The organism is Enterobacter sp. IF2SW-B1, assembly GCF_001743375.1.
Taxonomy (GTDB): domain Bacteria; phylum Pseudomonadota; class Gammaproteobacteria; order Enterobacterales; family Enterobacteriaceae; genus Enterobacter; species Enterobacter bugandensis.
Genome location: NZ_MJAA01000004.1, coordinates 173,883 through 186,371 on the forward strand (window position 1 = coordinate 173,883; position 12,489 = coordinate 186,371).

14 protein-coding genes and 3 tRNA genes are annotated in these 12,489 nt (G+C 52.0%); 3 read left to right on the forward strand and 14 right to left on the reverse strand.

Annotation, left to right across the window (positions count from 1 at the left end):
• Window positions 1-156: 156 nt before the first annotated feature.
• On the forward strand, window positions 157-516 hold the full coding sequence (locus A6013_RS10810) for a hypothetical protein (RefSeq protein WP_069733039.1): 360 nt from the start codon (window positions 157-159) through the stop codon (window positions 514-516).
• Window position 517: 1 nt separating this feature from the next.
• Window positions 518-970 carry a DUF3828 domain-containing protein gene (locus A6013_RS10815; RefSeq protein ID WP_028013673.1) on the forward strand — a complete coding sequence of 151 codons (453 nt, stop codon included), beginning with the start codon at window positions 518-520 and terminating at the stop codon, window positions 968-970.
• Window positions 971-1,162: 192 nt separating this feature from the next.
• Here A6013_RS10815 and A6013_RS10820 read toward each other — a convergent pair.
• From A6013_RS10820 to uvrY, 6 genes are all read right to left on the reverse strand, one after another.
• Window positions 1,163-1,249, reverse strand: a tRNA-Leu gene (locus A6013_RS10820).
• Window positions 1,250-1,261: 12 nt separating this feature from the next.
• Window positions 1,262-1,335, reverse strand: a tRNA-Cys gene (locus A6013_RS10825).
• 46 nt (window positions 1,336-1,381) lie between these two features.
• A tRNA-Gly gene (locus A6013_RS10830) sits at window positions 1,382-1,457 on the reverse strand.
• A 152-nt stretch (window positions 1,458-1,609) separates the two neighbouring features.
• Complete coding sequence (gene pgsA / locus A6013_RS10835; RefSeq protein WP_041909393.1) at window positions 1,610-2,158, reverse strand: CDP-diacylglycerol--glycerol-3-phosphate 3-phosphatidyltransferase; 549 nt, start codon at window positions 2,156-2,158, stop codon at window positions 1,610-1,612.
• Between the two features lie 56 nt (window positions 2,159-2,214).
• Window positions 2,215-4,047: an excinuclease ABC subunit UvrC gene (uvrC, locus tag A6013_RS10840; RefSeq protein WP_069733040.1), complete on the reverse strand. Its 1,833-nt coding sequence runs from the start codon at window positions 4,045-4,047 to the stop codon at window positions 2,215-2,217.
• Window positions 4,044-4,700: a UvrY/SirA/GacA family response regulator transcription factor gene (uvrY, locus tag A6013_RS10845; protein ID WP_013096026.1), complete on the reverse strand. Its 657-nt coding sequence runs from the start codon at window positions 4,698-4,700 to the stop codon at window positions 4,044-4,046. Before uvrY ends, uvrC begins: the two co-directional genes overlap by 4 nt.
• 464 nt (window positions 4,701-5,164) lie before the next feature.
• Between uvrY and A6013_RS10850 the strand changes: the two genes are divergently transcribed.
• Entirely contained in the window at window positions 5,165-5,389 is a 225-nt protein-coding gene (locus tag A6013_RS10850) for a DUF2594 family protein (RefSeq protein WP_014832453.1), read from the forward strand.
• A gap of 66 nt (window positions 5,390-5,455) precedes the next feature.
• Here the strand turns inward: A6013_RS10850 and sdiA are convergent, their stop codons facing one another.
• The 8 genes from sdiA to fliB all read right to left on the reverse strand — a co-directional run bounded on the left by sdiA (window position 5,456) and on the right by fliB (window position 12,479).
• A complete protein-coding gene (gene sdiA / locus A6013_RS10855; protein WP_069733041.1) occupies window positions 5,456-6,178 on the reverse strand; it encodes a transcriptional regulator SdiA in 723 nt (240 codons plus the stop codon).
• 221 nt (window positions 6,179-6,399) lie between these two features.
• On the reverse strand, window positions 6,400-7,152 hold the full coding sequence (tcyN, locus tag A6013_RS10860) for an L-cystine ABC transporter ATP-binding protein TcyN (RefSeq protein ID WP_069733042.1): 753 nt from the start codon (window positions 7,150-7,152) through the stop codon (window positions 6,400-6,402).
• A complete protein-coding gene (gene tcyL, locus A6013_RS10865; RefSeq protein WP_028013677.1) occupies window positions 7,149-7,817 on the reverse strand; it encodes a cystine ABC transporter permease in 669 nt (222 codons plus the stop codon). The genes tcyN and tcyL overlap by 4 nt, the downstream gene beginning before the upstream one ends.
• A 21-nt stretch (window positions 7,818-7,838) precedes the next feature.
• On the reverse strand, window positions 7,839-8,825 hold the full coding sequence (gene dcyD / locus A6013_RS10870; protein ID WP_069733043.1) for a D-cysteine desulfhydrase: 987 nt from the start codon (window positions 8,823-8,825) through the stop codon (window positions 7,839-7,841).
• 106 nt (window positions 8,826-8,931) lie between these two features.
• A complete protein-coding gene (gene tcyJ / locus A6013_RS10875) occupies window positions 8,932-9,732 on the reverse strand; it encodes a cystine ABC transporter substrate-binding protein (RefSeq protein ID WP_028013679.1) in 801 nt (266 codons plus the stop codon).
• Window positions 9,733-9,818: 86 nt separating this feature from the next.
• Window positions 9,819-10,370 carry a flagella biosynthesis regulatory protein FliZ gene (fliZ, locus tag A6013_RS10880; protein ID WP_045631537.1) on the reverse strand — a complete coding sequence of 184 codons (552 nt, stop codon included), beginning with the start codon at window positions 10,368-10,370 and terminating at the stop codon, window positions 9,819-9,821.
• Window positions 10,371-10,424: 54 nt separating this feature from the next.
• On the reverse strand, window positions 10,425-11,144 hold the full coding sequence (locus A6013_RS10885; protein ID WP_014170714.1) for an RNA polymerase sigma factor FliA: 720 nt from the start codon (window positions 11,142-11,144) through the stop codon (window positions 10,425-10,427).
• 129 nt (window positions 11,145-11,273) lie between these two features.
• Entirely contained in the window at window positions 11,274-12,479 is a 1,206-nt protein-coding gene (gene fliB / locus A6013_RS10890; RefSeq protein ID WP_063437723.1) for a flagellin lysine-N-methylase, read from the reverse strand.
• Window positions 12,480-12,489 lie beyond the last annotated feature (10 nt).

Sequence of the window (12,489 nt, forward strand, 5' to 3'; positions counted from 1 at the left end):
CCGCGATAGCGGGCATAAAGATGCCGTATGGATTAACCAAACACCATTATACAAACAGATAGTGGTTTAATTCCGATCACCCTTATTTACAAAAAACTGCAACTTACAGGCGTAATGTTTCCCTTGTTAACCATTAGTTCTATAAGGGATTAAATTATGTGGAGTGCCCATAAAGCCGCAGTTTACGCCCGCCAGCATGCGGGCGAGCATAGCCAGAAAAGATGTGCAGAATTTGTTTCAAAAGCGATTCGCGCTGGCGGTGCTAATCTGCAGAACACACATTATGCTAAGGATATGAAAAGCAATTTGATTTTGGCTGGCTTCCATCAGATTTACGGCGAGCCTGTTGAGGGTGACGTGGCAGTGATTCAGCCTACAGCCCACCACCCCTATGGCCATGCATGCATCTATGGCGGGAACGGCATCTGGTACTCTGATTTTGTTCAGCGAACAATGTATCCGGGAAAAGAATACCGGGAAGTAAAGCCAGCGTATGCAATATACAGGCATGACTAACATGAAAAAAATAATTCTTGCTGCCCTGCTTCTGCCCACTCTCGTATCAGCTGCACAGAAGCTACCCCCTGAGGCATCCGCCGCCCTTCAGTTTAATAAGTGGTACATCTCGCAGATTCTTAGCGGGAAAGAGCCAATAAAAAACTATGAAGCGCTGAGCCGATACGTTACCCGCGAAACAATCAGCAAACTCAAAGCCATGGATAAGCTGGATCCGGATGAATATGACGTGCCTGACGTCGATATGTTCATAAAGGCCCAGGGATATGATGATGACTGGGGCATCGTCAGTGCGCGGGCATTAGATTACGATGCCGCATGCATGCAGGTGTATATATCATTCGGCAAAAAGCGGGATCACACCGTGATTGACTGCATGGTCAAAGAAAATGGCGCATGGAAAGTTCAGTCCGTGGCAAGCGTGAATATTTCTGACAACCTGAGCGCAGAATGATATCGGCGATATGACAGGGGTCCTGATGCAATGCATCTTCGCGAATCCCTGTCGTATCGCCGACAAATACACCTTCGCTCTGGATAACTGAATAATAACAATGATGCAAGAAAGTGGATTTCAGGCACAAAAAAACCACCTTTCGGTGGTTTCACGACACTGCTTATTGCTTTGATTATTCTTTGTTTCCCATGGTACCCGGAGTGGGACTTGAACCCACACAGCGCGAACGCCGAGGGATTTTAAATCCCTTGTGTCTACCGATTCCACCATCCGGGCTCGGGAAGAAAGTGGAGGCGCGTTCCGGAGTCGAACCGGACTAGACGGATTTGCAATCCGCTACATAACCGCTTTGCTAACGCGCCGTAAAACTTTTCTAACTGACACCCGCTATTGCGCATGTCTTTAATCTGGAGCGGGAAACGAGACTCGAACTCGCGACCCCGACCTTGGCAAGGTCGTGCTCTACCAACTGAGCTATTCCCGCATGTTATCAAGTTAACTGCTAACCACTTGATTTCATTATCGTCCGGCTTGCTGTGCCGCCGTTCGATGCGTTGCATTCTACTGATATGACGTGATGAGTCAACGTTATTTTTTGCTTGTCTGGATTGTTTGCTGAAAATTACGGCGAAACGATCACTGATCAAGCAAATCCCCGCGCGCAGCGTTCAAATATTGCAGCATTGACCACAGCGTCAGCACTGCCGCCACCCACAGGAGGCCAATCCCCGCCCACTCAACCCAGGCGTTTGGACGCCAGAGCATCCACACCAGCGAGGCCATCTGCGCGGTGGTTTTCACTTTACCAATCCAGGATACCGCGACGCTGCTGCGTTTCCCCAGCTCCGCCATCCACTCACGCAGCGCAGAGATGATGATCTCACGGCCAATCATAGTCGCGGCGGGCAGCGTCACCCACCAGGTATGATAGTGCTCAGCCACCAGCACCATCGCGATCGCGACCATCACTTTATCCGCTACCGGATCGAGAAAGGCGCCGAAACGGGTACTCTGGTTCCAGCGGCGCGCCAGATAGCCATCAAACCAGTCAGTTACCGCTGCAATAAGGAAGATCAATGCGCAGGCGAACGGTGCCCAGACGACCGGCAGGTAAAACGCCAGCACAAAGAACGGAATGAGTACAACACGAAAGAGAGTGAGCAACGTAGGGATATTATATTGCATAGTGACGGTAACTATTTGTTGTCAGTAAAATTTAGCTCTATGTTGCTACAGAGCCCTCAATGTTTCAACGAGTAGTAGATCTTTTCTGCCAGCCCTTGCGAAATACCCGGCACTTTTGCAATTTCCTCCATACTGGCGTTGAGTAATCCTTGCAATCCGCCCATATACTTCAGCAGCATCTGGCGGCGTTTTGGCCCAACGCCCTCAATAGTCTCAAGCGTGCTCGTGTTTTTGACCTTCGCCCGTTTTTTGCGGTGGCCGCTGATGGCATGGTCGTGCGACTCATCGCGAATATGCTGGATGACGTGCAGCGCCGGGGAGTCCGGCGGCAGGCTGAAGCCCTCACCTTCCGGCTCAAAAAACAGCGTTTCCAGACCGGCCTTACGATCGGCCCCTTTTGCCACGCCTAACAGCAGCGGATGGTTTTTGTCCCACTCAACGTCGAGCGACTCGAATACCGCTTTCGCCTGACCTAGCTGCCCTTTCCCACCGTCGATAAGAATCACGTCCGGGATCTTGCTCTCTTCAATCGCTTTACCGTAGCGACGGCGCAGCACCTGATTCATGGCAGCATAGTCGTCACCCGGCGTGATGCCGGTGATGTTATAGCGGCGATACTCGGCGCGCAGCGGGCCGTTGGCGTCAAATACCACGCAGGACGCCACCGTCTGCTCACCCATCGTATGGCTGATATCGAAACATTCCATTCGCTTCACTTCCGGCAACTTCAGGAGCGTCGCCAGCGCGGTTAGACGCTGGCTAACCGTCGATTGCTGGGACAGTTTAGTGGTGAGCGCCGTCGCCGCGTTGGTCCGCGCCAGCTTCAGATAGCGTGCACGGTCGCCGCGCGGTTTGGTTTGAACATTGACCCGACGCCCGGCCAGTTCGGAAAGCGAATCGGCCAGCAGGGTTTTGTCATCAAGGCTAAAATCGAGCAGGATCTCCGAGGGCAGCGTACGCATCTGGCTGCCCTGAAGATAAAACTGGCCAACAAAGGTTTCCACCACTTCACCCAGCTCAGTGCCGCCAGGCACCTTCGGGAAATAGCTGCGGCTGCCGAGCACTTTGCCCTGGCGAATAAACAGCACATGCACGCAGGCCATGCCGGCGTCGAAGGCCACGCCAATAACGTCGAGATCGTCGCCGGTATTTGAGACAAACTGTTTCTCAGTGACTCTGCGCACCGCCTGGATCTGGTCGCGGATCCGCGCAGCCTCTTCGAACTCAAGCGCGGCGCTGGCTTTTTCCATTCTGCCGATCAGCTGGGTTAAAACCTGATCGTCTTTGCCAGCTAAGAACAGGCGTACGTATTCTACCTGCTGCGCATACTCGTCTTCACTGACCAACCCGGCAACACAGGGGCCAAGGCAACGCCCAATCTGGTACTGTAAACACGGGCGCGAGCGGTTGCGGTAGACGCTGTTTTCACACTGGCGGATCGGGAAGATTTTTTGCAGCAGCGCCAGCGTCTCCCGCACGGCATAGCCATTCGGGAAGGGGCCGAAATATTCCCCTTTCGCGTGTTTTGCGCCGCGGTGCATCGCCAGACGCGGATGGGTGTCACCACTCAGAAAAATAAACGGATAGGATTTGTCGTCCCGCAGCAGCACGTTATAGCGCGGCTGGTAGAGCTTAATATAGTTGTGCTCAAGCAGCAGCGCTTCCGTCTCGGTATGCGTCACGGTGACATCAATATTCTGAATGAGTGAGACCAGCGCTTCGGTCTTACGGGAGGCAAGGTTACTGCGGAAATAGCTGGAAAGACGCTTTTTAAGATCTTTGGCCTTCCCCACATAGATAACCGTACCGCCAGCGTCATACATCCGATAGACGCCTGGCTGGCTGGTTACGGTTTTCAGAAATGCTTTTGAATCGAATACATCACTCACTGACTTAACAACGTCTCCGCGTTACATAAACCGTGCCGGATGGCCAGATGAGTCAGTTCAACATCACCATGAATGTTCAGTTTACTGAACATACGATAACGATAGCTGTTGACCGTTTTTGGGCTGAGATTCAGCTGCTCTGAGATCTCATTCACTTTCTGACCCTTGGTGATCATCAGCATAATCTGCAATTCACGCTCAGACAAACTGGCAAACGGTGATTCCGTTTTCTCGGGTTCGATCTGGCTCAGCGCCATCTGCTGCGCAATGTCGGAGGCAATGTAACGCTGCCCGGCAAATACAGAACGGATAGCATTGACGACCTCCTGCGGTGCGGCGCCTTTGCTCAGGTAACCGGCTGCCCCCGCCTGCATCACCTTCGCGGGAAGCGGATTTTCAGTATGCACGGTCAGCATGATGACTTTTGTATCAACAAAGGTACGCGCGATTTTGCGTGTTGCCTCAAGGCCACCGATACCGGGCATATTCATATCCATCAGCACCACATCGGCCGAGTTTGTGCGGCACCATTTTACGGCATCTTCCCCACAGCACGCCTCACCGGCAACTTTAATACCTTTAATATCTTCAAGAATGCGTCGTATCCCTGCGCGCACCAGTTCGTGGTCATCAACAAGAAGGACGTTGATCAAAGGAAATGTCTCCAGAATAGGGATAACGCTACTGAGTGATAATTTGGCTTATATTAACGGTTTTCATCACAAGATTAAAACGTTAAAAAATCGGCTATTCGATTTTGCTCTCGTTTTTGGAAATTAGCCTGTACAGTCCATGGAAAGAGAGCCCTTGCCATCAGAGCTTTTGCGGCTATTTTTAAGCATCTGTATTCAAAAAGTTACAAAAAGCTTGCACGCTTTCCTTGCGGAAAAACTGTTCTCAATTTTTGTAACAATAATTAACGGCAAGTAAACCTGGCGCAAACAATTAATAGCTGTACCAGAGCATCAGTTTACCGGCTGGCTCTGTTTACGCAAATAAACACTGGCGTAAAAGTACGAAAAACAACCGCTGCATTTTTTGCTGCAGCTTGTGGTATACTCCGCCGCCTTGACTTTCGTCGTCGCGCTTTAGCGCCGTTTAATAATGAGGAAAATAAATGAGCACACCTGAATTTGCCACTGCCGAGAATAACCAGGAACTGGCACAGGAAGTAAACTGCCTGAAAGCGCTGCTAACGCTGATGCTACAGGCGATGGGCCAGGCTGATGCTGGTCGTGTGATCATTAAAATGGAAAAACAAATCGCGCAGATGGAAGACCAGGCGGAATCGGCCGTATTTGCTAACACCGTTAAGCAAATCAAACAAGCGTACCGCCAGTAACAAAAAACGGCTGGATGCAGTGCATTCAGCCGTCCACTCGTCTGTCACGCAGAACGTACTCTCTAATCAGATCAGTCCTGTAGCCGCCGCATAACAGGCAATCTGCGTCTTGTTTGGCGCATTAAATTTTTTCTGCATATTCTTCTGATGGAAGTTAACCGTATTCTCTGAAATAGAGAGAATGATCGCTATTTCCGCCGACGTCTTACCTTCCGCGGTCCATTTCAAAATTTCTCGTTCGCGTTTGCTGAATTTCATCTCAGGCGGCATAACCATCTTATCTTCAAAACGCAGCAGCGCTGTTAATGCCATTTGCACCAGCATCTGCAGCCGCAGCTCTATTTCCTCGCCGGCAAACGGTCCTTCCTGCGCGCGAGTACGGGAAACAGAGAGGAAGCCGAGCGCATGATTAGGCAGCATCAGACACTGCGTTATTCCCGAACGTAGACCGAAGTCCTGCGCGCTACGCCATAATTCCTGAGCATCCGCAAATAATTCGTCCGTCCAGGGTAAATGCCCCTGAATGAAATTCTCCGGCTTTAGCACCGGATCGATGGTGAAATAGTTCTCTGATTGATATTGCGCCAGCCACTGTTGCGGATAAGTGGCATGCACAGCAATTTTAGGCCGCGTAAACGGCACCGGATGGCGCACACAGAGTGCGTAATAATCGAATTCCAGCGCCTGAGTTTGTCGCTGAAGTTCATGATATACCTCGGCGGCACAGGTCAATTCCTGAAACCGCAGGGAGCAATCCCGTCGCCAGGTGAAAAAGTCTGAATCCTTCATACTTACTAAAAGAAGCCTCTGAAAAGATAATCATTATTATGGTGAATATAACCTAACACATAAAACTTATTTCTAACTACAAAATATCGGCACTAGCACAATTAACTGTGCTATGGATAAGGATTATTCTGTTCGGGTGGAATAAAAGAACACCGTTTAAGGCGAAGAGCGAGAATAATTTGCTCCAGAAGAACTTTCTGGAGCAAATGAGTACATAAATGCTACTGCATAAGGAATTTTTCCAGGAACTGACGGGTTCGCGGCTGCTGGGGGTTAGCAAATAAGCTTTTCGCCGGTCCCTGCTCCACAATCCGCCCCTGGTCCATAAAGATGGCTCTGTCCGCCACGTCGCGCGCAAAACTCATTTCATGGGTCACGATAACCATCGTGCGTTTTTCCTGCGCCAGCTGGCGGATGGTGTTCAGCACCTCACCCACCAGTTCGGGATCGAGCGCGGAGGTCGGTTCATCAAACAGGATCACGTCAGGGCGCATCGCCAGCGCGCGCGCGATGGCCACGCGCTGCTGCTGCCCGCCCGACAGGCGGCGCGGATAGCTGGTCTCTTTCCCTGCCAGCCCGACTTTGGCGAGCAACTCGCGGGCGCGTGCCGTCGCTTCCTCTTTGGGTTCACCTTTTACAATGACCGGTCCTTCAATAATATTTTCCAGCACCGTGCGGTGCGGGAATAGATTGAAGCTCTGGAACACAAAGCCAATATGCTGACGCAGGCGGCGAATCAACCCTTTCTGCTGGCTGATGGATTTACCGGTATCAATCGTTATCTCCCCTACCCGAATGGTGCCCCCTTCCGGCTGCTCAAGCAGGTTGATACTACGCAGCAGCGTGGTTTTCCCCGACCCGCTCGGGCCAATAATCGCCACGACTTCGCCCTGCTCAACTTCCAGGTCGATGCCGTGGAGCACCGTTTGCCCGTGGAATTTTTTCACCAGGTTTTTGACGTCAATTGCACTCATTTTGGATCACGCTCCTGGCGGTTAAGCTGGTTTTCAAAGTAGTTTTGCAGAGCAGACAACACCGTCGCCATCACCCAGTAGATCAGCGAGGCGGCCAGATACATGGTGAAAACTTCAAGGGTGCGCGAGGTAATGAGCTGCGCCTGACGGAACAGCTCCGGCACCTGGATGGTTGCCGCCAGAGAGGTATCTTTTACCAGGCTGATGAAGCTGTTGCTCAGCGGCGGAAGCGCTACCCGCGCCGCCTGCGGCAGAATGGCGCGTCGCAGCGTCTGCCACGGCGTCATCCCGATACTGGCCGCCGCTTCCCACTGGCCTTTATCAATCGACGAGATAGCCGCGCGCAGGGTTTCGGAGGTATAGGCCGCCGTGTTAAGCGACAGGCCAATCATCGCCGCCGGGATCGGATCGAGCTCGATGCCGAACTGCGGTAAACCGTAGTAGATCATAAAGAGCTGAGCGATAAGCGGCGTACCGCGAAACACGGAAATATAAAAGCGCGCCAGCCAGCGTACCGGCAGGATGGGCGACATGCGCATTAAGGCCAGTACAAAGCCCAGCACAAGACCGAAGAACATCCCGCCGATACTGAGCTGTAGCGTGAATACCGCACCTTTCAGTAGGAATGGCAGGGAATCAATAACCAGTTGAATACTTTCTTGCATTATTATTTTTCGACCTGATTTTTAGACATGAGGATGATAAGCAAACAGCGCGGGCGCCCCGCCGGTGTGCACAAATAAAATCGGCCCTTCATCCTTAAAGCGTTTCTGCGCAATGCCATCGATAAGCCCGGCCATCGCTTTACCCGTATAGACCGGATCGAGCAGCATACCTTCAAGGCGCGCCAGCAGCTTAACGGCTTCCATCCCCTCTTCATTAGGCGTGCCGTAGCCCGGCGCAAAATAGTCATCCCAGAGCAAGATCTCGGCCCTGGCCTTCAGCTCCAACTGCTCTGCCACCGCCTGTTGCAGCGCTACTACTTTTGGCTTCTGGTCCGCGACGCTGCGGGAAACCGTCACGCCAATCAGCTCGACATCCGGCAGAAGCTGTTCCAGCCCCACCGCCAGCCCGGCATGCGTGCCCGCGCTTCCGGAGGCGACAACGACAGACGAGAGGCTAACGGCGCCCTCGCACTGCTGGGCGATTTCCAGCGCACTTTCCACATAGCCCAGCGCGCCCAGCGCGTTCGAACCGCCGACGGGAATAACGTAGGGGCGGAAACCCTGCGCTTCCAGACGCGTCGCCAGATCGTCGAGCTGCGCGGTCGGGTCGGTCAACGCATCCACCATCTCCACCTGCACGTTGAACAGGTCTAAAAGCAGACGGTTACCGTTGGACAGATAGTTTTCCGCCCGCGTGCCAATCGGGTTTTCCAGCAGAGCCACGCAGTGAAGCCCGAGTTTTGCCGCCACGGCGGCCGTCTGACGAACATGGTTGGACTGAATGGCCCCGGCAGTAATAAGCGTATCCGCGCCTTCGCGCAGCGCGTCAGCCGCCAGAAACTCCAGCTTGCGCAGCTTATTGCCCCCCATCGCCATCGGCGTCACGTCATCGCGCTTAATAAAAATATCGCGTCCCAGGTAATCAGAAAATCGCGGCAGGTACTCCAGCGGCGTCGGCGCGCCGATAAACTCCAGACGGGGAAAGCGCGTTAAATTCTGTAGTGACATGGACTCTCCGGTAACTCAGACAAAATGTGATATTTTTCATTATGCACGCAGACGCGTAAGAAATAAAAAAGGCGCTTTTAAAAGCGCCTTTTTCCAGGTCACCGACTTATTTGGTGACGTCGGCCCCGAACCACTTCTCAGACAGCGCCTTCAGGCTGCCGTCTTTCTGCATGTCAGCAATCGCGGAATCAATGGCTTTCACCAGATCCTCGTTGCCTTTACGGACGGCCACGCCGGATTCCTGACGAGAGAACGCATCACCCGCTACTGCCAGGGTATTGTTGGTTTTCTTCACCAGATCCAAAGCGGCCAGACGGTCAACCAGAATGGCGTCGATACGGCCTACGCGCAGGTCCTGATATTTCGTCGGGTCATCATCATAGGTGCGGATGTCCACGCCCTGAACGTTCTGGCGCAGCCACTCTTCGTAGTTAGTTCCCAGACCGACGCCGACTTTTTTGCCTTTCAGATCGGCAGCGGATTTAATGGAGCCTTCGTTACCTTTCTTCACCAGCGCCTGAATACCTGACACGGTGTACGGCGTGGAGAAGTCATACTTCTTCTTACGCTCGTCAGAAATGGTCACCTGGTTAATCACCACGTCAATACGTTTTGAATCCAGCGACGCCAGCATACCGTCCCATTTGGTCGGTTTCAGGGAGGCTTTAACGCCGAGGTGCTTCGCCAGTTCTTCTGCAAATTCCACTTCAAAACCGGTCAGCTTGCCGTCATCGCCCTGGAAACTGAAGGGAGGATAGGTTCCTTCCAGCCCGACCAGCAGCGTACCGCGCTCTTTTACTTTATTCAGCAGGTTTTCTGCGGCGAACGTTTTCACGCTCATGCCCGCAACCAGCGCGACGGCCATAACACCCATCAGCGCCTGACGACCCAGAAGTGCAAATTTCATAAATACCCCGATATAGTGGAATTTTTACGTAGTGTAGAGAAATCGCCTGCAACGTCAAAGGCGACTGCGCTACATCTTATTCTTTTTTAATATATATCAGAAGTTGTTCCGGCGAGCGCTTTCTGCTTCGCGGAACCCGGCATTTGCACCTTATATTGCGCATACTTGCGCAGCGCAATACGGTAGTTGTTGGTGCTGGTTGCAGGCAGCCACGGCTCCAGATTTTCATCCAGGTAACCGGTCTTCAGCAGATCGCGAGAGATATTGTTAACGCTCAGATGCTGCCCAAGACGGCGCAGGCGAACCACATATTCGCGCACGGTGCCGTGGCTCATCTCCGTTTGTTCAAACAGGAATTGTTTGAAGCCGATGATATCGAAGAAGTCGCTTTGCTCTTTGCAATGGAGATCGCCACAGAAACGGCAAAGCGCCACCCACTCTTTTTGCTCTTCGAGCCACGCGGCTTCATCCATTAACGTGTCGAGGCGAGAGATAGCGATTTTATTCACGATCTCGCCGCGGCGAACCAGCGTGATACGATCGAGTAATTTGTTACAGTGGGCGCAATGCGTCTGGCTGTGTTTAAAGTCTTTCAGGTAGCGGCTTAAAGGCCGTCTTTTAGATTGCTGCACCGTCATGATAACTCCTGGTTGTCAATACGTTGTGCGGCATTTTTCGGGTGATTGGATCACCTATAACTTACCCAGTTTGGTTCGTAAGCGTTTAATGGCCTGGCTGTGCAGCTGGCTAACCCGCGACTCCCCCACCTCCAGAACCGCGCCAATCTCTTTGAGATTAAGCTCTTCCTGGTAATAAAGGGTCAACACCAGCTGTTCGCGCTCGGGCAGAGCTTCAATCGCTTCCATTACGCGCTGGCGTAAATTCCCTTCCATTAAATGGTGTAACGGGTTTTCCTGCTGGTGCTCGTCCGTCACCAGCTCGATGCTATCGCCATGCTCTTCGCGCCACTCGTCATAGGAGAAGAGTTGGCTATTATTGGTATCGAGCAACATCTGACGATACTCTTCAACAGCAATACCAAGACGTTCCGCCACTTCGGTTTCCGTTGCGTTGCGTCCCAGTTCCTGTTCCAGCTGTCCCATCGCATGCGCCACTTCGCGCGCGTTGCGGCGAACGCTGCGCGGCACCCAGTCGCGGCTGCGCAGCTCGTCCAGCATCGCACCACGAATACGCTGAACTGCGTAAGTCGTAAATGCCGTTCCTTGCAGAGCGTCGTATCGGTCAACTGCATTCAATAACCCGATACCGCCCGCCTGTAGCAGATCGTCAAGTTCCACGCTCGCCGGCAAACGCACCTGGAGGCGCAATGCTTCGTGACGCACCAGCGGGACATAACGCTGCCACAGCGAGTGTTTATCCATTACACCTTCAGCGGTATAGAGTGAATTCACGATAAACAGCCCTGCGTTAGTTGAGTTATCGGCATGATTATCCGATTCTGCAGGGCGTTCAATTGGATGAAAAAGGGGGATAAAGTGAGGTTATTCTGAGGTTGCCCACAGCAGGGGCAACTTTTCTGACTAAATTAACAGTTGTAACAATGAAAGATCGTCGCCCAATTTGACGCTATCTATATGTTGATAAAAGAGCTTTCCGGCTTCCTGATTATGCTGGCTCAGAGAGTGGAAGCTGTAAATAACGTCAATAATATTGTCTTGTTCAATTTTCCCCGCCGCGATGGCCTGACCGGCAAGCAGCGATTTGAGAAAATAGAACTCCGCAACGATTAAATAAAGATTATTCAACATGCTGCGGCCATTGCTCTGCGGGAAGCCCTGCTCCCAGAGCTTGTATTTAAAAAAGTTCTTAAACAGGTGATCGTTTGCCGCTATGTAACCGCCCGCTACATCGCGCCAGACGGACTCGATGTTTTCCATGACCTTTTCTGCCGAAACGGTGTCATCGACAGATTCAAACTGTTTATAAAGCTGATCAAAATAACGGTTTAATACGGCGCCACCGCGGGCCGTCGCTTTCTTCGTAAAGTAGCTTTGGATGAGCGAGATTAACGCGAATTTCAGGCTGTAGTTCTGATTAAACCCGCCTAACTCCGTCTTGATTTTACCGCTCACCAGCTCGTTCACCAGCGAAAAATAAACCGTTTCGAGCATGCTGATATTCTCTTCCAGGTTTTCGAGCTTTTCAGCCACCATGAGGAATTTCACCACGGCATAAACTTGTTCTTCAACGCTCACCGCCTCAACGCTGAAGAGGTTCTGGCAGAAGAGATTGATGACCTTAATCTTCAAATCCATCGCTGGCGCATTATTCACGTCCTGCTGAACGCTGATGGATTCCATCATCGACATCGATGCCCGATCGTTCAACAGCAGACGGGTCACTTCCGGACACGAGAGATTAAGTGATTTTTCAATTTCATTTTTATAGACCCGGTTTGTCCGCGGGAACGTCGAACAGGTCGGGCTTAAGGCCTGAGCGCCCATGGCGCTATGAATAGAACAGAGCTTTTCCGTATCCATAAACGGGCAGTTTTTACTTTCCGTATGGAAAATCACTTCGCCCCAGTTGCCGTACTGTTTTTTTGTGACTTTTATCGCCGTTTTCGCAGTGTGACGAATGGCGGCATTTTTACTGTTCAGATAGCGGTTAACGGAGGATTTATCAAACGCAATGGTCCAGCCCTGACAACAATGTTCACGGCATTCCCCACCGACACAGGAAAAATCTGCGACCAGTTTAGGCTGGGTAATAACGATCTGTTTCACGGGCGGATCC